General features: G+C 47.9%; 13 protein-coding genes. 12 read left to right on the top strand and 1 reads right to left on the bottom strand.

Annotated elements, in window-relative coordinates; translation table 11 throughout:
* Positions 1 to 569: 569 nt before the first annotated feature.
* Complete coding sequence (locus tag SK066_RS19150) at positions 570 to 1,652, bottom strand: glycoside hydrolase family 64 protein (RefSeq protein WP_320542677.1); 1,083 nt, start codon at positions 1,650 to 1,652, stop codon at positions 570 to 572.
* A 982-nt stretch (positions 1,653 to 2,634) separates the two neighbouring features.
* Here SK066_RS19150 and nrdI point away from each other — a divergent pair.
* The 12 genes from nrdI to SK066_RS19090 all read left to right on the top strand — a co-directional run bounded on the left by nrdI (position 2,635) and on the right by SK066_RS19090 (position 21,564).
* Positions 2,635 to 3,003, top strand: coding sequence for a class Ib ribonucleoside-diphosphate reductase assembly flavoprotein NrdI (nrdI, locus tag SK066_RS19145; protein ID WP_320542676.1), 369 nt, complete (start codon positions 2,635 to 2,637; stop codon positions 3,001 to 3,003).
* Positions 2,990 to 5,074 (top strand): class 1b ribonucleoside-diphosphate reductase subunit alpha, encoded by a 2,085-nt coding sequence (nrdE, locus tag SK066_RS19140; RefSeq protein ID WP_320542675.1) that lies wholly within the window; start codon positions 2,990 to 2,992, stop codon positions 5,072 to 5,074. The genes nrdI and nrdE overlap by 14 nt, the downstream gene beginning before the upstream one ends.
* 163 nt (positions 5,075 to 5,237) lie before the next feature.
* Positions 5,238 to 5,705 carry a VOC family protein gene (locus SK066_RS19135; protein WP_320542674.1) on the top strand — a complete coding sequence of 156 codons (468 nt, stop codon included), beginning with the start codon at positions 5,238 to 5,240 and terminating at the stop codon, positions 5,703 to 5,705.
* Between the two features lie 304 nt (positions 5,706 to 6,009).
* The gene (gene nrdF, locus SK066_RS19130; protein WP_188778585.1) at positions 6,010 to 6,978 is read left to right on the top strand and encodes a class 1b ribonucleoside-diphosphate reductase subunit beta; all 969 of its coding nucleotides are present in this window, start codon (positions 6,010 to 6,012) and stop codon (positions 6,976 to 6,978) included.
* A gap of 729 nt (positions 6,979 to 7,707) precedes the next feature.
* Positions 7,708 to 9,603, top strand: coding sequence for a response regulator (locus SK066_RS19125; protein WP_320542673.1), 1,896 nt, complete (start codon positions 7,708 to 7,710; stop codon positions 9,601 to 9,603).
* A 6-nt stretch (positions 9,604 to 9,609) separates the two neighbouring features.
* Positions 9,610 to 11,529 carry a sensor histidine kinase gene (locus tag SK066_RS19120; protein ID WP_320542672.1) on the top strand — a complete coding sequence of 640 codons (1,920 nt, stop codon included), beginning with the start codon at positions 9,610 to 9,612 and terminating at the stop codon, positions 11,527 to 11,529.
* Between the two features lie 12 nt (positions 11,530 to 11,541).
* Positions 11,542 to 13,098 (top strand): response regulator, encoded by a 1,557-nt coding sequence (locus SK066_RS19115; protein WP_320542671.1) that lies wholly within the window; start codon positions 11,542 to 11,544, stop codon positions 13,096 to 13,098.
* A 779-nt stretch (positions 13,099 to 13,877) separates the two neighbouring features.
* Positions 13,878 to 15,527 (top strand): ABC transporter substrate-binding protein, encoded by a 1,650-nt coding sequence (locus SK066_RS19110; RefSeq protein WP_320542670.1) that lies wholly within the window; start codon positions 13,878 to 13,880, stop codon positions 15,525 to 15,527.
* A 107-nt stretch (positions 15,528 to 15,634) separates the two neighbouring features.
* Entirely contained in the window at positions 15,635 to 16,609 is a 975-nt protein-coding gene (locus SK066_RS19105) for an ABC transporter permease (protein ID WP_320542669.1), read from the top strand.
* A gap of 11 nt (positions 16,610 to 16,620) precedes the next feature.
* Positions 16,621 to 17,523, top strand: coding sequence for a carbohydrate ABC transporter permease (locus tag SK066_RS19100; RefSeq protein ID WP_320542668.1), 903 nt, complete (start codon positions 16,621 to 16,623; stop codon positions 17,521 to 17,523).
* A gap of 129 nt (positions 17,524 to 17,652) precedes the next feature.
* Positions 17,653 to 20,307, top strand: a complete 2,655-nt coding sequence (locus SK066_RS19095) for an endo-1,4-beta-xylanase (protein ID WP_320542667.1) — start codon at positions 17,653 to 17,655, stop codon at positions 20,305 to 20,307.
* A gap of 147 nt (positions 20,308 to 20,454) precedes the next feature.
* Positions 20,455 to 21,564: an endo-1,4-beta-xylanase gene (locus tag SK066_RS19090; RefSeq protein ID WP_320542666.1), complete on the top strand. Its 1,110-nt coding sequence runs from the start codon at positions 20,455 to 20,457 to the stop codon at positions 21,562 to 21,564.
* The last annotated feature ends 202 nt before the right edge of the window (positions 21,565 to 21,766 follow it).

Here is a 21,766-nt window from a genome sequence, read left to right as displayed (position 1 = left end):
GAAGAAAGCGAAGAGAAAGAATTAATCTGAACGTTACTTGCTGTAAAGGTTAAGTAGTGGATTGATGTAAATTGGTTCGCGATGCAGTATAAGGTTTTATTAGGTTCAGAACACGTACTAACCGACAAAAAATGTAAAGATATACGAAAAAGCGGAAAGTTTCCTTCTATTAAGAAGAAGACTTTCCGCTTTTCATATATTGAAGATACGATTTGAAATAAAGCATCAGAATCAGGATGCAGATGCATATACACACGACGCAGATGAACATACACCACATGACGCAGACGCACATAACGGAAAAAAGGAAATAAGGGGAAAGGACTCCTTTGGAGGGGCGGGAATCTACAACTGACTCCTACTCCGTAGATTCCCGCGGCTCCACCCGAGTCCGTCCCCTTATTCCTTTTTGGAGTGATTGCTGCACCAAGCACCCAATTGTGCATCCCAGCTAATTATATAATTCTTCAAACCATACATTCTCCATCAATGACATTCAACGAACTGAATCGAATGTTCTATCATAATCTGCACTAAATAGTATGCAGAAACGATCCAGCAGTAAACCCTCACCAGCCCACTCGAACGATTAACCCTTTCGGATCACCTACCTCAAGATAAGCCGCCTGCTGATTATAATCATCATAAGCAAATCCATACGCCAGCCCACCAATGCTGTGATCATGCCAGAACTTAGCATAATAGTTCGCTGGAGCTGCCTTGTAATAAGCCGCTACATTGTTCCAATCCGCCTGATTGGCATACACATGACGATTGATCGCCGAGCAGATGCCTGGAGATTCCTGCAATGCCCCATTACAGAGCAAAATCTCCTGCGTCGAATAATTGGAATAGCCAGCAAAATAATTCGCATTCGCTCCACCCGCCTTGAACGAGCCATGAATCGGAGCAACGATACGATAAGGTGCCTGTACATCTGCCAGACCTTTGAACGCCGAAGGAACCTCACTGCGATACTTGTTAAACAGGCTTGCACGCGTTTCTGATTCCTGCTCGCCTACCGTCCGGTCGTAGTTACCAGCACGGTTTACCAGACGATGCTGTAAAGGGAAGCCAAAGCCATCGACACGAGTCGTATTACCATGATACCCCGAATCATTCACTGTAAATTCCACAAAGTCAAAATACACATTCAGATTCGGATCGGACGGGTTATTAATGTCCGGGCCAGCGAAGCCATCATTATAGGTTTTGATATAACATGGCGAGCCGACACAGATGAACATACGACCCGAATCCATCTTCGGTAAGCTCACCCATTCTTTTTGCGCGATCGTGCTATAGATGTTGGCGTAGTTCACACCATTTTTAGTCAAATGACCGGACGCATCATTCAGCGCTGCTGAGATTGGACGCAGCTCACCCGAGCTGGTGAGATAGCTCCATTGCTTGGTAGCGGGATTGATACCGAGGATGCCCCAGTACACCTGGCTATCGGAATACGCACCATTTGTCGCGTTCATTACCTTGAATGTCATCACACCACTTCCAGTTGGAGCTGGAATGGACGAAGCAGGGATCGAGCCGACCGAAGGGGCAGCAGCGGAAGCATAGTCAGTCATACCTGACGATGCAAAACCAGCCATGACTAGCGAAGCAAGTAAGATACATTTTCCAATCCAATGAAACATCAAATCCCTCCTTATTTTGTATACGCTTTCATATTGCGTGTTAAATTATACATTATATGTAATTTATTTAAAATTATAGAATTAAGAATGGAGATCAGTATCTGGATGTCCGCTATATACGCTCATGCACATCATCACAGAATAAAAGGGAAGTGACACTGGCGTTCTCCAGATCGCCGAACAGCACAGCTATAGAACTTAATGTATATGTCCCACATTTCATTCGATCTTTCTCTCCAAAATATGGATATCAGGATATTGATCCTACTCTAAAATATAATGTGGCTCGGATGGGTAAAAATAACTTCTATCCGTATAAGATTTTTAATCTACTTTTAAATGATTGTTTTCATTCGTAACATTCCAGCAATTGACTTTGAATTCGCTCTCAAAAGGCGGTCTATTCACGAATCTTGAATTTCGTCAAAAATGTAAAAGGATGATCGAGAAATAAAAATGAATTTTGCAAGCTTTTTCAATTATGAACTTTCTCAAAAGGTTGCAAAATTCATTTGCTTTTTTAGTGTGAAAGCAGTAAAGTTTTATACTTGAGTGTCCACATTTGGGAATGGTTGATCCGAGAATTTCGACGTAAAAAATGGAATTTGGAGGGAAAATCAACCATACAACATATAGTATGTCAAGCGAAATATTTTTTCGTTCATGCTCATCAGGGGGAGACGCATGAACGGAAGGCGTAGCTATGCCATTTCAGGGGGAATCCGTACAAAAAAGCCCCTTTTTCGACCGTTTAAACAGTCTACAAGTCACCTTGACAACACAATATATAGAGGGTAAACTCAAAAGCATCCTCCATATATTGAGTTACGGTGTTTGATTGTGCGATATATGGGTAATTGCTACATAAGAGCGCTACGGCAGCGGGTTAGCAGCGGTTGAAACGTATAAAATCGCCTTGAATTCCCGCAACATGGCACTACATATAGCCACTATATATTGAGTCGAGAAGGAGATGTCACCTATGCTGATTGCATATGATTCCAAAACAGGCAATGTGAAACGGTTTATCGGAAAACTGAAGCATTCCTCCGTACAGGCGGTACAGATTGAAGAAGCCTTGCAGTTGAATGAACCCTTCGTATTGATCACGTATACGACAGGCTTCGGTCAGGTTCCTGAAAAGGTGAATCATTTTCTGGAAAAGAACCACCAGCGTCTGCTTGGAGTTGCTGCTAGCGGCAATCGTAACTGGGGTGACAATTTTGGTAAAAGTGCGGATCTGATCTCAGAGCGCTACGGTGTTCCGGTTGTATACAAATTTGAACTGTCGGGCACCACGGGTGATGCCCAACGATTCGTACAGGAGGTAGAAAAAATTGCGGCATATTGAATTGAACAACCTATTGATGCAACGCGACGCAAACGGTTTTTTCCGATTGGATAAAGATAAAGAAGCGGTACAGGAGTATATGAAGGAAGTTGACGAGAAAAGTATGCACTTCACGGACACTGCGTCCAAGGTGCGTTACATGATCGACAACGACTACTATGAGGACATGTATGAGCATTACAGTCCAGATGCGGTAGAAGCAGTATATGAAATCACACACAGCTACGGGTTCCAATTCCCTTCCTATATGGCAGCTTCCAAGTTCTATAAGGACTATGCAGTAAAAACGAATGATCGCTCTCAATACCTGGAGCACTATCCAGATCGCGTAGCGGTTGTTGCTCTGCATCTAGGTCGCGGTAATGCGGAAAATGCAAAGACGCTGGCACGTTCCATGATGGAGCAGCGTCTGCAACCAGCAACACCAACCTTCCTGAATGCAGGTAAAAGTCGTCGTGGTGAGATGGTATCCTGTTTCCTGCTGGAAATGGACGATTCCCTTAACTCGATCAACTACGTGCTGAACACCTGCATGCAGCTGTCCAAAATTGGCGGCGGTGTAGCGGTGAACCTGTCCAAGCTTCGCGGACGCGGCGAGCCAATCAAAGGTGTAGAAGGCGCAGCGAAAGGCATTATGCCTGTACTGAAGCTGATGGAGGATGCATTCTCCTATGCTGACCAGATGGGTCAACGTAAAGGCTCTGGCGCGGCATACTACAACATTTTCGGCTGGGACATTCTGGAGTTCCTCGATAGCAAAAAGATCAATGCCGACGAGCGTACACGTCTAAAAACTCTGTCGATCGGTCTGATCGTGCCGAATCGCTTCTACAAGCTGGCAGCAGATAACGAAATGCTGCACGTATTTGCTCCATATAGCGTATTCAAGGCGTATGGCAAGCATCTGGACGATATGAACATCGACGAGATGTACGATACATTGCTTGCTGATGAGCGCGTGAAGAAAAAAGCGATCATGAGCGCACGCGATATGCTAACGAAGATTGCAAGCATTCAGTTGGAATCCGGCTATCCTTATATTATGAACAAGAGCAATGCGAACAAGTTCCATGCTCTGAACAGTATCGGCTCTGTTAAAATGTCGAATCTGTGTACAGAAATCTTCCAGTTACAGGAGACAACAGAGATTACGGATTATGGTACGGAAGACATCATCCGTCGCGATATTAGCTGTAACCTTGGTTCCCTAAACATCGTTAACGTGATGGAGCTGGGCAAAATTCGCGAATCCGTGCATGAAGGCATCATGGGTCTGACTGCGGTTAGCGACATGACGAACATTGCAAATGCACCAGGTGTAGCCAAAGCGAACCGCGAAATGCGTTCTGTTGGTCTGGGCGTTATGAACCTGCACGGCTATCTGGCGAAAAACAAAATCGCTTATGAAAGCAACGAAGCGAAGGAATTCGTTCGCACGTTCTTCATGATGATGAACTTCTATTCTCTTGAAAAGAGTATGGAGATTGCTCGCGAGCAGCAGGAAACCTTTATGGACTTTGAGAAATCCGACTATGCGAGCGGTGTATACTTTGACCGTTACCTGTCGACTGATTATCGTCCAATGAGCGCGCGTGTACAGGAGCTGTTCGGCAGCATGTACATCCCAAGCCCTGCGGACTGGCAGAACCTGAAAGCAGACGTGATGAAGCATGGTCTGTACCATGCATATCGTCTGGCAATCGCGCCAACCGCAAGCATTTCGTATATCCAAAATGCAACATCCAGCGTTATGCCAATCGTGGAGCAAATCGAGACACGCACGTATGCGAACTCGACAACGTACTATCCAATGCCTTACATGCAGCAGGATAACTTCTTCTACTACAAATCGGCATACCAGATGGATCAGTTCAAGGTGCTCGATCTGATTGCTGAAATTCAGCAGCACGTGGATCAAGGCATCTCGACTGTATTGCACGTAAGCAGTGACGTAACGACACGTCAACTGGCACGCTACTATCTGTATGCAGCGCATAAAGGTCTGAAATCTCTCTACTACACACGCACGAAGCGTCTGACTGTAGAAGAGTGCATTAGCTGCTCGATCTAAGACGAAGTTAGTAGCTAGTAGGTGCAGGGACATGAATGATTTATGCAGTCATTCATGCGTGGCTAGCATCGTCTCGATCAGGCATGCAGCTACACATGGAAGTATGTAAGCTGATTTACAGTGATTCTATAGCCAGCAATCCGCTGACAGAAAGTGTGTATCGATGATTCAAGGTATTTTTGAAACGCATATTAATGTCAGTGATGTAGAGGTATCCGCCCGGTTTTATGAACGTTTACCGGGCGTTACTCTTTTGCATCAGGATACACAGCGCAAGAGCCGTTTTTACTGGATTGGTGAGCATGGCACGTCGATGCTCGGTATTCGTGAGAACTATCCATCTCCGCTCGTACAGCGTCAGCATTTTGCGTTTACGACAGGGGTGGAGCAGTTGTATACGGCAGCCGCACAGCTGGCAGAGCTTGGCATTACCGCTCAGAATTTTCACGGCGACTCCGTCGAGCAGGCGGGTGAGCTGATCGTATTTCCTTTTATGCCGGCGGTTTCGATCTATTTTACCGACCCGGACGGTCATTCACTGGAGCTGATTGCGATGCTGCCACATACGGCACAACCGGAGCAGCCGCTAATGACATGGGATGCGTGGGAAGCATTACAGCACCAGGGATAACATTCTGATTTATGTATAAGGTATTTCATACAGCTTGCAAAAGAACCATCTCAGGGCGACATGCTCCTGCATTCTTTTGCATGCTGTCCTTATGTTGCGCTGATATGGAGGATACGGTTCGTTCGCCGTTGTCTAGGTAAGTAGAGGTAGCTAGGCATCCGTACATAACGGTTTACTTTACAGCTACGGGGACACGGTTAAACGATGACATTTATATAGAGATATTCAATGGGAAATTTTGCTGGGTGATGTTGATATTTTACTGGTTAACCAAGCCAGTCTACAGGAAAGGGGCAACCTATCGATGAGTGAGCCAATCAAGGCAGTCAACTGGAACCGTCCGGATGATGACTTTACAATGATGTTCTGGAATCAGAATATTATGCAATTCTGGACGGATGATGAGATTCCGCTGTCCGATGACAAAATGTCCTGGATTCAGCTGAGCGATGCTGAACGTGAGACGTATATGAAGGTACTGGGCGGTCTGACACTGCTCGATACGATTCAGGGCGGTATCGGTATGCCGCAAATTTTGGAGCATGTGGATGGATTGCAGCGTAAAGCCGTACTCGGCTTTATGGCGATGATGGAGCAGATTCATGCGAAGTCCTACAGCAGTATTTTCACCACACTGTCCTCGACCGAAGAGATCGATAGCATTTTCAAATGGGTAGAGGAGCATCCACGCCTGCAACGTAAGGCGGAGACAGTTCGACAGTATTACAACAACATTAATACACCGAAAGAGCTGTTCCTGGCGATGTCGGCTTCCGTATTGCTGGAAAGCTATCTGTTCTACAGTGGCTTCTTCTATCCGCTCTATCTGGCAGGTCAGGGTAAAATGACATGCAGCGGCGAGATCATCGACTTGATTCTGCGCGATGAAAGTATCCACGGCGTATACGTGGGTGTACTGGCACAGGAAATCTACAATGATCTGGACGAGCACGAGCAAAAGGATGCGTATGAGACACTGGAAGGCCTGTTCCGTTATCTGCATGAGAACGAAGAAGGCTACACCGCAGAGGTGTACGATCCAATCGGTCTGACCGAGGAAGTGAATATCTTCCTGCGTTACAATGCGAACAAGGCATTTATGAATCTGGGCTTTGATCCATTGTTCCCGGATGAAGAAGTGAACCCGATCGTATTCAACGGCATCAGCACACACACCAAGCAGCATGACTTTTTCTCCAAAAAGGGTAATGGTTATGTGCGTGCGATCAATGTAGAGCGTCTGACTGATGACGACTTCAAATTTGATTTTTAATCACTGATCCGAGCGACTTTGTACGGTTATATGATCCATTCTCTGCTGATCGTACAGCGAGAATGATCAATAAAAAGTAAAACAAGCTAAAAAATGGGTAGCCTGCGGCCGATAAAAAGAAAAGCCGATCACATATAAAAAATAGGCGCCTGTAGAGATATAAGGTTAGTTGTATAAAAAGGGGATAAGAGAAGGCTGCTTTGCTGCGCATTATGCGCTGGCAAGGCAGCCTTCTTACGTTTGTCTGTGATGAAGGAGGGGCTTCCAGATTATCGTATCGTGTCACACGATTGAAGTGATCATAGAGACATCATGCTTTAGAATACATAGAAATTGACAAAGGTACTTGCGACTTTACCTCATCCCCTTCGACGAAGAAAAGTATATAAACCGTGATATGATGGTCATTTTAACCGCATTAAACTTATCTAACCCAGCTCGAAAACGCGGATGAAGCTCACATAAGGGATGGCAGTAAAGCAGTCTTAAATCTGTCTGCTGTAGTGCGCTATTCCAATATAAGTAAATTTTATATTGTTGGATACGGGTAGTTATGCCATACTAAATCGTATATAGCGCACAGTGATGGCAACTAGATCCGGTGTGGCGATTATGGACAAGCAGCATAGAATATAACGGATAACAGGTTGCTGTATATGCATGAGAATGGAGCTTCCTTTATAAAGGATAAAGTGAACTCAACCAAAATCGGACAGGCGGTGATCAGACATGTACAGAGTCATTGTGGTAGATGATGAACCGATGATGCTGGAAGGCTGGCAGACGATGGTGGATTGGGAAGCCTACGGATTTGAGCTATGCGGCATGGCAACGGATGGACAGGAAGGGCTGGAATTAGCCCAAAGTCTGCGTCCGGAGCTATTGATCACGGACATTTCCATGCCTGTGCTGGATGGGATTGGCTTGATCAAGGCGCTACGCCAGGAGCCGAATCTTCCTATGCGAACGATTATTGTAAGCGGTTACTCTGAATTCGATTATGTCCGACAGGCATTGCAGTGCAAGGTCGATCATTATTTGCTCAAGCCTGTACTGGGTGAGGAAATGCATGAGCTGCTGGCAGAGCTCAAGCTGGCGCTCGATCAGAGCTGTGCAGAGCAGGAGCGACTAAGTCAGCAGACAGAAGCCGCAGCCGCGGCAGCTATTTTACGGCTGTTACGTGCAGAGGAAGCGACGATACCGGAGTATATGGCTCGCTTGCTCGGGATCAAGCCGGAAGCGCAGCTACGTATTATTGTAGGCGCAACGCCTGATGAAGAGGATGTAACACAGAGCCTATCTCCTATAGATTCACTACACATAGATGAAACCAATCCTGCACTAGAACATACATCCGAGCCTACATCAGCTTCAATAGCTGGCGGTTTGGAGCAAGATTATCGTAGAAATGAGGACACCTCCTCGCATTCATCCAGCTCTCGCATTGTGCGTGGTCATCGGCAACGCAGCGATAGCACGGCAATCACGCTGTCTGCGCATCGATCTGCCCAGCGGTTGACAGATGGAACAGCCGCGCTTGCGCACGTACATGATGAAGCTGTCGATTCTGCTTCTTCAAGACAGCACTGGCATGCGGACGAACCGTGGCAGCAGGAAACGCCAATGGTACGTCTGGCAGCGGCATGTCGTGCTGCGGGTTATATGGCCTGGACATTTGCAGATAGCCCGGGGCATACCGGAATGCTACTCATTACAGAGCCGCTCAGCCGTACAGCGTTCGTAGCTGCACTGGAGTCATGTAAAATGGCAGCAGCCACCTCCAATAGCGAGCTGGCAACGTATCGTCTCTATTCCAGCCAGCCGGCAGAACAACTGGAGGAGCTGCCGGGTCTGTATGCGCGAGCGATGGAGCTAAGACGCTGCTCCAGCTCAGCACGCAGTATTACGGTTGATACCGATGCAGCTAGTGATCGTACGCAGCTGGCAGATTATCGGTTGGATGAGGTGCAGGAATGCGCACTTCATCTACTGCAATCCGTACAGCGCGGTGATACCGATGCGATTCGTGCGACAGTGGAGCATCTTCCAGAGCGCTGGGGCAGACAGGCGGTGCCCGATCCTATTTTACGTGTGCTAATTCGTCATCTGCTTGGCGAGCTACTGCGACAGGCCCAGCAGCGTGAAGCGGCAGGGGCGATAGATAGTGCGAGCTGGCTGCGTCATTTACTGGGGACACATGCGGATGATCCGGCTGGCTGGAGTCTGGATACGCTCAAGCGACTGTGTCTGCGTGCAGCTGAGCAAGTAATAGTCAATAAACCAGCACGTGCCAAAGGCACAGCCGCAAGCATTATCGCGGAGGCGAAGCAGTACATGCAGGAGCATTATCGTGAGAAAATGCAGCTACAGGAGCTAGCGCAGCGCTTTAATCTGAATGCGGTTTATTTTGGACAGCAGTTTAAACGCGAGCTGGGCTGTAGCTTTAACGATTATGTGCATCGGCTACGTATTGAAGAAGCGCAAAAGCTATTACGGCGTACCGATATGAAGGTAGCGGAGATTGCTGCCTGGCTGGGCTATCATGATAGTGATTATTTTACGAATAAATATAAAGCGCTTACAGGTGAGCTTCCATCCGTTTATAAATCGAGAAGGCAAGGATGATGCACAATGTGGTCAAGCCACAAGCCGAATCAGCGGCAAAAGAATGAGCGGAAGCGGCGTCAGCGAGCACAGAGATTACAAGCGGCTGGAGCCGATCCGATCAAGGATAAGCCGGTGCGTGGACTCCAGAGGTTCCTGTTTCACAGAGTTAATGATATTCCGCTCAAATACAAGTTTTTGCTCATTTATCTGCTCTGTGTGCTGCTGCCGATTATTGCGATTAATAGCTTTTTTTATCAGCGTAATTCGGAGGATATTCAAGCGCGTGAGGTGGAGAATCTACGCAAATCGATCGATCGTGCTTCTGGCGAGCTGCTTGGCATGATCAATGAAGGAATCGCGCTCAATCATTCGATTGGTATGGATAACTCGATCTATGAAGCATTAGACCGTACCTATGCTTCACCATCGGCCTATTATGATGAATATTACGGCTTTTTACGTGACAAGCTAACGCGGTATATGTCCGCTAATATTACCGAGGTGCGGGTGTATACAGATAACCAGACGATTCAGACGGGGGCCAATTATCATGTGATGAGCAGCAGCACGCTTGGCAGTCAGCCATGGCTTCAGCAGCTGGCGCGGTCAGGTGGCAATATTACTGTCGCTGCCTATGATGAGACATCCGGGCTGAATCCGGGCAAGCGTCTGAGCATTGTAAGTAAAATGAATACCTACATCTCCCATGCTCGTTATGATAAATATTCGAGAGTCGATCTGACGGTGAGTAAGGTGTACGATATTTTAAATCGTGAGCGGGATAGTCTGCAATTACGGCTGGTCGACAATGAAAATCGCGTAGTCGCTGCCAGTGGAGATGGCAATGAGGATGATCTGGAGATTATTCCGAATCCACCTTTACCGGAGCATGAGGATAATGCAGGTTATGTCGTCGAGCGCAGTCTGGGCGATTTTAACTATGTAAAGGGCTGGAAGCTGATCGGTATCGCCGATACCAGACGGATTGATAATCTGCTGAATGAAGCGCATCGCTCGATTTTGCTGCTGGCGATTTTCAGTACGGTCATCCCGTCGCTGCTTATTTTTGTAATTTTGCGGTCGTATCATGATCGGGTGAAGCGACTATCCGATCATATGGAAAATATACGGCATGAGCGGTTTGAGCCGATCAATATGCCAGAAGGTAGCGATGAGATTGGCGAGCTGATTCGGACATTTAATGTGATGACGATGCGGATTACAACGCTAATCAATGATGTGTACAAGCTGGAAATTCGGCAAAAAAGCTTTGAGCTGGAGCGCGTACGTACAGAGCTGTCGATGCTGCAAAGTCAGGTGAATCCGCATTTTCTGTTTAATACGCTGAATGCGCTGCTTGTTGTCTGTACGAAAAATGGCTATACCGATGTGACAGGCATTATCAAAAATCTGTCGCTTATGATGCGTCAGCTTCTTAGTCGTGCAGATGGATTGGTGCTGCTGGAGGAAGAGCTACAGTTCACCTCGATGTATCTGCAAATTGAGAAATTCCGCTTCGGCGATCTGTTCGATTACACATTTGATATTGAGCCAGCGGCGCTCAAGCAGCGGATTCCACGTATGAGCATTCAGCCACTCGTGGAGAATGCGTGTAAACACGGCTTACAGGCACGCAAAAGCGACCGTAGCATTCGCATTACAGCTCATATGGATAAGTATGGTCTGAATGTGATGGTGATCGATAATGGCATCGGTATGCCGCCAGAGCGCTTGCAGCAGCTATTGCAAAATATGAAGTCAGATGAAGCGATGGAAGGACATATCGGTATTCGTAACGTGTACCGACGACTGGAGTTATTTTATGAAGGCGAAGCGGATTTTATATTGCATAGTGACGCAGGCACGGGAACAGAAGCTGGATTCCGAATTGCGCGTGCTGAGTTAGATGGAGAAGGACATTTCCGACGTAGGGAGTCGGGGTAAAGGAGAGACATTATGCACAATGTATTACTGGTCGATGATGAACCGTTCGCGCTGGAAGGCATGCAGCTGATGATCGAATGGGATAAGTATGGCTTTCGAATTGACAATGTATGCTCGAATGGCGAGGAAGCGATTGAGTATTTGCGAGAGCAGACGCCATCGCTGATCGTGACGGATATTCGGATGCCTGTCATGGATGGACTTGATCTGATTCGTGAGGCGCGCCGTCTGGGCAATGTGACGAGTACATTTGTCATTGCCAGTGGATATCATGACTTTGAATATGCACGTCAGGCGATGCGTCTGGGGGTAGCGCATTATTTACTCAAGCCTGTGATTGGGCCTGAGGTGGACAGTGTGCTGACACGAGTACAGCAGCAATTAGAGGAGCAAAGCCGCCGCGAGCATATCCGCCGCACAGCGGACGAGTATGCTGTGCGCCAGCTACTGGCTGCGCTGATCGCTGGCCCGGATGCGGGAGGTCGTACGTATACCGAGCAGGAGCTTGCCCCCCTGTTCGGAACGGAAAAGCGCGTATGGAGCTATCTGCATGTACAGTGTGGAATTGAAAATGGTAGTGAAGCCTATGCTGAGGCAGCTCGCTGGGCTGCACAGGAAAGTGATTGTTATGTATTATCCGATCGCTGCGGCTCCTTCGGCATCGTCAAGGGCTGGCTCGTCGCGGATCAAATACAAGCTATTGAGCAGGCGGAGCAGCTATGTCGACGACTCCAAACGTCTCTTCCCGATGGCTCACGCATTAGTGCAGGTGTGCCTGTATATGATCTGCGTCAGCTACATTTCTCATATCAGGACGCACGGGTGCATAGTCGGCTGTTATTTTTTGATGGACAGGAGCAGGTGGCTGCTTCATCCAAGCCCATGGCGGCTAAAACGACAGAATCGGCTTCTAGCTCCCTGCTTGCTACAGCCGAAACGATCAGCGAGCTGGTCGAAAATGGCGATGCCACGCGATTAACAGAGCAGCTACACCAGCAATTCGAGCACTTCCGAATTGAACGTACAGCGCCAGAGCTGGTTGGCATTTTCAGCAATGAAGTGGTGCTACGCTGTGTATCTCTGTATGCCGAGCTAGGTGGTGAGGGTGGCGATATAGTAGGCCCTACTGATCTGGAGCAGATCACCTGCGTGTATAGCGGATTGAATGTGCTGGAGGAACGACTGACCGAATTTTGCCTGCGCTGTCAGCAGGAGGTGGGCATGCTACAGGATACGCAGACAGGCGGCATTCAGGCACAGGTAGCTGATTTCCTGCGCCAGCACTATACCGAAACGTGGACGATTCGCGAGTTAGCAGAGAAATTTTATATCCATCCGGTCTATCTCGGACAGTCCTTTGCTCGTCGCTATGGAATGAGCATTCTTGATTTTATCCATGAGTTACGCATTGAAGAAGCTAAACATCTGCTCACCAGCACCGATCTTGCTTTCTGCAATGTGGCCGAACAAATCGGTTATCGCGGATACCAGCATTTTTTAAAGCAATTTGAGAAGCGGACAGGGTATCGACCGAGTGATTACAGGCAACAGCAAGAGTTGAGTGATTAAGCCACAAGGCTGTTCCCATCAGGGAGCAGCTTTATTTGTGAGCTAGGAAGGCGATTGGATTATTAGTCTACATATAAGTTCGACTGTAGGTGTAAACAGGTACATGCACCCCCATCATAATAGGTGGCTGAAATTCAAGAACAGTTGAATGAGTATTCGAGAGTTCAAGATATGGTTGCTTGGAATATGTAGTATCTTATAACAGGCATAAAGATCAGAATTATAAGAATACAACGAGTCGATTACATGGAGTTGAATTTTATCATGATGAAGTGGGCGATACGAACAGAGCGAAGGGAAGGAAATAAGGAAAAAGGACGACTTTGGAGCCCAAGAATCTACATTTCCCTTCTCAACCATAGATTCTTGGGCTCCACCCGAGTCCGTTTCCTTATTCCTTCCTAGAGTGGTGTGACTTTCAAGCGCCAGGCTTTTTAAATTAACTATTTGTGCTAGCTTGATAGTTAACGCACTCTCGTATAACGCTTTCTCCAATCCTTTTTGTTATAGAACTGGACAATTCTAGCAACACCTTAAATTTCAGGTGGACAGTTCTTTAATCTGATTATTCTGAAAGCGTATACATTTGAGCATAATAAATACATAAGCCGTATACGCAAATTCATTTACTCATTCGGGTGATGAGAATGAAACGAAGCTTTAGCTGGACGTTCATCGTGAAGCGAGTAGCGCAGCAGGCTAGCGTCAGGTCGTTACTGCGTGATCGTTTGCGGATACGCCACAGGCAATGCGATTCCATATCAAGGGGGAGCAGATTGATGAAAAAAATGAAACGACGGGCCTTCTTTGGCTCCATGTCGCTCGTACTGGCACTGGGCATGGTGCTGGCAGGCTGTAACGGTGGAGATAGCGCATCGTCCGATGATTCCGGGCCGTTCACGATTACCGCTTTTATTAGTACGCCGAACCAGGCACCTTCGCAGGATAACCGTATTTACAAAAAAATTCAGGATGAGCTAGGCGTGAAGCTCGACATGGAATTCCTCGTGGGCGATTTGCAGCAAAAGCTCGGTGTTATGATCGCTGGCGGTGAGTATCCTGATCTGATCACAGCCGATCCAAAGCTCGTTACAGCTGGAGCGGTCATTCCGCTGGAGGATCTGATCGATAAATACGGGCCAAACTTGAAAAAGCACTATGCAAAATACTGGAACCGTATGAAGGATTCCAGTGACGGACATATCTATTGGCTGCCGAACTATGGCGCTTATTCTGGCGAATTCCATGCTAACTCGTATTCGGGTCCAGCATTCTGGATTCAAAAGGATGTACTTAAGGATGCAGGCTATCCAACACCGAAGACACTTGATGAATACATGACGCTGATTCGTAATTACGCAAAAAAGCATCCAACGATTGATGGACAGCCAACGATCGGCTTCACCACACTTGCTTCCGACTGGCGTGTATTCCCGCTGCTGAATGCACCGGAGCATCTGACCGGTCATCCAAATGATGGCGGCGTTGTTGTAGACAACAATGTAGCCAGCGTATTTGCTGATAAGGACATTGCGAAGCGTTACTACAAAGAGTTAAACGGTCTGTACAACGAAGGCTTGATGGACAAGGAAGCATTTGTACAAAACTATGACCAGTACCTGTCCAAGCTGGCAAGCGGACGTGTACTCGGTATGTTCGATCAGCACTGGAACTTCACACAAGCAGAAGACACACTCATTTCCCAGAAGAAAAATGGTAAAACGTATGTGGGCTTCCCACTCGTATACGATACAAGCATTAAAGATCACTATCTGGATCGTCCGGTTATCAATCTGAATAACGGTTTTGGTATTAGTGTGAACGCCAAAGATCCAGAGCGTATTATCAAGTTCCTCGATGCACTGATGGATGAGAAGTATCAAAAGCTGCTGTCCTGGGGTGAAGAGGGCAAGGACTATGAAGTTGATAGCAAAGGCAAGTTCTATCGTACACCAGAGCAACGTCAGGAGCAGGAAGATCCATCGTGGAAGCTCGCGAACCGTGCCGATGCTTTCTACGGAGCAGCACCAAAAATGCAAGGTACGTACAGCGATGGTAATGCAACCGATGCAGGCAGTCAGCCAGAGGAATTCTATGCATCCCTGAAGCCAGAGGATCGCGCATTGCTTGATGCCTATGGTCATAAAACATGGACAGACTTCTTCTCGCCAGCTCCAGAGAATCCAGTCTATTATCCAGCCTGGCAGATTGATCTGATCGATGGCTCCGAAGCATCTGTCGCCAATAAACAGATGAACGATGCCTCACTCAAATTCCTACCGCAGGCGATTATGGCGGGTACCTCTCAATTCGATAGTGTATGGGATCAATACGTGAACGCTTATAAAGCAATCAATGTAAAAGCCTATGAAGATCGCATCAACGAACAGATTCAGTGGCGTCTGAAAAACTGGGCAACGAACAATTAAGCAAGGCGACACGCTGATCTGCCATAACGGCAGATCGGCTGTCCGCCGTTGCTAGCTTGCCTATATAGAGGCAATACGCCTGTGTCTAACTGGAAAGGGAGTGGAGTATGACTGATTATCCGAAAAGCATCCGAGCCAAGGGAGAAAAGGCCAGATCGCTCAATGTATCGAAGGAAAGTCCGTGGCGGCGCCTGATGGGGCAAAAGCAGCTGATGTGGATGTCGCTGCCAATCGTACTGTATGTGCTTGTCTTTTCGTATTATCCAATCTGGGGCTGGACGATGGCGTTTCAGAATTACAAGCCTGCCCGGGATTTTATGGATCAGGAATGGGTTGGCTTCAAGCATTTTCAATTCCTGTTTACCGATCCGACCTTTTTGAATGTACTGCGTAATACGCTGGCGATGAGCTTGATCAATATGGTGCTCGGCTTTGCGACAGCAATTGTATTTGCCATTTTGCTAAATGAGGTCAAGACACGCCTGTTTAAGCGGACGATTCAGACCATTTCGTACTTGCCTCACTTTCTGTCGTGGATTATCGTAACCGGAATTGTCGCTAGCTCACTGTCCGTCGATGACGGTATCGTGAATGTCGTGCTGATGAAGCTCGGGCTGATCAGTCAGCCGATCATGTGGCTCAGTATTCCTGAATACTTCTGGGGCATTGTCGGTGCGTCCCACGTCTGGAAAGAGGTCGGCTGGAATGCGATTATCTATCTGGCAGCAATCACCTCGATCGATCCATCGCTGTATGAAGCCGCCGAAATTGATGGAGCGAACCGCTATCAGAAAATGCTGTATGTCACCCTGCCAGGTATCAAGTCGATCGTGATCATTCTGATGATTATGAATATTGGCTGGATTCTGGAAGCGGGCTTTGAAGTCCAGTACCTGCTCGGTAACGGGGTCGTGGTGGACTGGTCGCAAACGATTGATATTTTCGTACTCAAGTACGGCTTGCAGATCGGTAACTACTCACTTGCGACCGCAGCCGGTATTTTCAAAACGATTGTCAGCATTACGCTGATCTTCGCCGCTAATACGATCGCCAAGCGCTTCGGCGACGAGCGGTTGATCTAGGGGGGATACGCATGAAAAAGAAATCTTTACAGCTAGAGCCGATTGTATTTAACACGTTTAATGCGATCTTTATGATCGTGATTGCGATCGTTACCCTTTATCCATTTTTGAACACACTGGCGGTTTCGCTGAATGCCGGTAATGATACGATTCGAGGCGGTATTTATTTGTGGCCGCGTGTATGGACAGAGCAGAACTATCGTGCGGTATTTGCAGGAGGAACGATCTTCAATGCGTTTCTGATCTCGGTCGCACGGACAGTCATTGCGACCGTACTCAGTCTGTTCCTAACCTCCATGCTGGCGTATACGATCAGTCGCAAGGAATACGTACTGCGCAAGCCAATTACGATTATCGTGGTGTTGACGATGTATTTTAGCGCTGGTCTCATTCCGTATTACTTCCTGATTCGTGATCTACACTTGCTGAACAACTTCCTCGTGTACATCATTCCGGGTCTGGTCAGCGCATTTAATATGATCGTCATTCGGACATATATTCAGACGTTACCAGAAGGTCTGATCGAATCGGCGAAAATTGATGGCGCTGGTGATTTCCGTACATTTATCTCGATCATTTTGCCACTCTGTCAGCCAGTACTGGCGACGGTCGCCCTGTTTATCGCTGTAGGACAATGGAACTCATGGTTCGATACGTTCCTGTTTGCTTCGTCCAAGCAGAGCCTGAGCACACTGCAATTCGAGCTGATGAAGCTGCTATCCTCATCGATGAATACGAATAGCAGCGCCTCGATGGCGAACGGAGCCGATCTGAACGCCGTACAAAATATGGTCACCCCGGTATCGATCCGGGCAGCGATTACGATTGTCGCTTCCTTGCCGATTCTGATCGTTTACCCATTCCTGCAAAAGTATTTTGTACACGGCTTGCAGCTGGGTAGTGTGAAGGAATAGGCAGCATCATTATATAAAGGCACACAGGCAACTGGAAGGATGCCGCTGTATCGGAGCGTGGTAACACGGCAAAGAAACGCGGCATCCTTTTTCAGTATGCACAATAAAAGGAAAGAAGAGGGGATTGTATTGGTACATACACACTGGCGCAAAGTATTTATGATCACACTCGCGGTACTGCTGCTCTTACCGTTACTGGCACCTGCGGAACGCTCAGCACGGGCTGCTGATGATGGAGCCGTGCTGAATGCAGGCTTTGAGGATGGTACGGCGATGGGCTGGTATGGACGAGGTGGAGTGGAAGAGCTAACCGCGACTGCGGCGGCTGCCCATAGCGGAAGCTATGGACTGGAGATTAAAGGACGTACGCAGAGCTGGCATGGGCCACAGCATGAGCTAACGCCTGTACTGGAAAAGGGGCGCTCCTACACGATCTCCGCATGGCTGCGTCTACCAGAAGGTGCACCTTCCACCGCGATCTCCATGTCGGTGCAGCAAAGCACCTATGGCAAGGATAACGAGTACAAGGCATTGACCAGCCAGACGATCAGTGCGGACAAATGGACAGAGCTCAAGGCAGACTATGTGCTGACCGATTCACTGGATAGCGCCGCGCTGTATTTTGAAGCAGGCTCATCTGCAAGCGCTTCCTTTTATCTGGATGATGTTGTGATCCAGCCAACACCGGTGAAGGAGCCGATCTCGATTCAGAAGGATATTCCATCACTCAAGGATGTATACGCGAAGGATTTTAAAATTGGAAGTGCCCTGCTTGTATCCGAAATTGCCGATCCCAATGGGCCGGATGCACAGCTACTGGAAAAGCATTTTAATATGCTAACTGCGGGCAATGAGCTGAAATGGGATGCCACCGAGCCGAAGGAAGGTCAGTTTGATTTTACCCGTGCAGATAAGATTGTGAAGTTTGCACTCGATCATGGGATGGAATTCCGAGGACATACGTTAGCCTGGCACAGTCAGACACCGGACTGGGTGTTCCATGATGACAAGGGCAATCTGGTAAGTAAGGAAGTATTGCTACAACGATTGAAAAAGCATATCGATACCGTTATGGGACGCTATAAAGGGAAGATTGGCACATGGGATGTAGTCAACGAAGTGATCGATCCATCCGGCCCTAACGGTCTGCGTAATAGCCTCTGGTATCAGATTGCTGGAGAAGAATTTATCGAAAAAGCGTTCATCTATGCGCATGAAGCCGATCCTAACGCCAAGCTGTTCATTAACGATTACAATACCGAGGAGCCTGCGAAGCGTGATGCACTCTACGCGCTAATCAAGCGTCTACAGGCAAAAGGGATTCCAGTCGACGGTGTCGGTCATCAGATGCATATTAGCACCTCGTATCCGTCTACAGCAGCTGTCGATGCGATGTTTAGCAAATTTGCTGATCTGGGCATCCAGCAGGAAGTGACTGAGCTGGATATGAGTGTATACAGCAATGATACGGATTCATGGCAGACGTTCCCTGAGGATCAGCAGATTCGTCAGGCGTATCGCTATCAGGACATGATGAACGTATTCCTCAAGCATCGTGATCAGATTACAGCAGTTATTTTCTGGGGCAAGGATGATGGCAATACATGGCTGACCACCTTCCCAACCGTTCGTAACAACTGGCCGCTACTGTTCGATGCGCAGCTGCAAGCGAAGTATGCGTACTGGGCACTGGTTGATCCATCCAAAGTACCGATTGAGCCGAAGCAAGCGAAGGCTTCGCAGGGTACAGCTAAGATCGATGCTCGTATGGAGCAGGAATGGAATCGTTCCGCACGTATTCCAGTGACCAAACCAGATGGAACAGAGGCAGGTAGCTTTCGCCTGATGTGGGACGCGAAAAATGTATATGTACTGGCAGATGTGAATGATACCGCAGTAAATGGCAAGGATAGCGTAACCGTATATGTGAGTAATGGTAAGGATAAGAAGCCAGATAGCTACACGATGCAGCGTAGCGGTGCACAAAATAACGCAAAATGGGCATATCGCTCCGCCCGTACGGATACGGGTTACCAGATTGAAGCGAGATTGCCTGTAGCGAACAATCAGCTCGGACGAGAGCTTGCGATCGATCTGGTACTGTCCGATTACAAGGGCAATCAGCCGACACGTATCTACTGGAGCGATACGACAGGTGCGCAAAATAGCAGCACAGCGAATTATGGTAAAGTCACATTGGAGCAAGGCCCACAGATTGCCGCCGCAATCAAAGGCACACCAACCATCGACGGCGATGTGGACACCAGCTGGCAAAAGGCGACCACCTTTACGACCTCACGTCAGGTTGTCGGAACAGGCGGCTCGGTAGCACAGGTACGCACGATGTGGGATAAAGATCGTCTGTACATTTTGGCTGAGGTAAAGGACAAGCTCCTATCGGCAAGCAGTCCGAATGCGTATGAGCAGGATTCGATTGAAATTTTCGTTGATCCGAATCTGGGACGTACTCCGTATTTTGAGCCAGGAGATGATGGACAGTACCGTATTAATTACAAAGGCGTGGAAAGTGTGAATCCAGCCGATCAGAAAACCCGCTTGAAATCGGTCGCCAAAGTTATTCCAGGCGGCTATCGAATCGAAGCTTCCATCGACTGGCCGAAGGGTGTCACTGCACCGACAGCCGGACAATGGGTAGGCTTCGACATTCAGGTGAACAACGACGATACCGGTAATGGCAAGCGCGATACCGTGATGATCTGGAATGACACAACCGGTCAATCGTATCAGAACACCGCTGGTTATGGTCTGCTGCAACTGCAATAGCGTCAACGAACAAGCCACAATAGCGGTAAGCAGGACGAGAAAAATGAACCGCACGATAAACATGAGTAAGACCAGCAAAATGAACCACATGCTGAACATGAGCAAAACGAGAAAAACGACCAAAATATTTAGAAAAGAGGCGTTCCTATGAGCAATACATCGGATTCGATTTCTGCACAGCAAGCACAAGCTGAACAGCAAACAGGACAAGGGTCATCTGCATCCTCAGCTAATCCATCGCTACAGTCAGCTACGGATATTCGTCTGGCGGAAACGTTCCGTCAGGACTTTCCGATCGGAGCGGCGGTAAGCGCGCATACGATTCATAGTCAGCGCGAGCTATTGTTGCAGCAATACAACAGCCTGACTGCTGAAAATGAAATGAAATTCATCTGTATTCATCCAGAGGAGCATCGGTACACCTTTGAGCAGGCGGATGCGATTGCCGATTTTGCCCGTCAACATCAGCTGGGGCTGCGCGGTCATACCTTTGTATGGCATAATCAGACACCGGACTGGGTATTTCAAAATGAGCAAGGTGGCAAGGCAGATCGCGCCATTCTGCTTAACCGTCTACAGCAGCATATGGAGACGGTGATGGGACGTTATCGTGATATCATTCGTTGCTGGGATGTGGTGAATGAGGCGATTAGCGATGAGGATGGTACCTATTTGCGACCAACGCCATGGCTGGAGGGCGTTGGCGATGATTATATCGCGCGTGCATTTGAAATGGCCCATGCGATCGATCCGCAGGCATTGCTATTTTACAATGACTATAATGAATCGCATCCAGGTAAATGTGATCGTATCTGCCGACTGATGCGCGAGCTGCTAGACGAGGGCGTGCCTGTGCATGGCGTAGGGCTACAAGCGCACTGGAACATCCATGATCCGAGTCTGGATCAAATTCGCGCAGCGATAGAGAAATACGCTGCACTCGGTCTGCAATTGCAAGTAACGGAAATGGACGTCTCCATGTTTGCCTTTGACGATCGGCGTACCGATCTCAAGTCACCTACAGCAGAGATGGTGCGAATGCAGGAGGAGAAGTATCGCGCGTACTTCCAGTTGTTCCACGAATATCGAGAAGTGCTGACAAGTGTGACGTTCTGGGGAGCGGCGGATGATTATACGTGGCTGGATGGGTTCCCTGTACGTGGACGTAAAAACTGGCCGTTGTTGTTTGATGAGCAGCAGCAGCCGAAGGCGGTTTGCTATGATATTGTGAGGGCTCGGCAGGAGCTTGAGCGGTAAGCTTGATGGGGTGCTGGAACAAATATGTGCTAGTGATGGATAATGCTGTTATGGGTGTATGAGCTGGATGTTTTTTTGAAAGTAAGGGTTTGTGAGTAGTATTTTTGAGCAGTAAGTGTGTTGTTGGTTGTGCTGTGAGACGGGTAGGGGTTGGTGGTTTTGCAGCAATCACTTCGGCAAGGAATAAGGGAACGGACTCGGG

Source organism: Paenibacillus hunanensis (assembly GCF_034055775.1).
GTDB lineage: Bacteria > Bacillota > Bacilli > Paenibacillales > Paenibacillaceae > Saccharibacillus > Saccharibacillus hunanensis.
The sequence above is the reverse complement of the archived record's forward strand: the minus strand, read 5'-3'. Positions and strand labels throughout refer to the sequence as shown.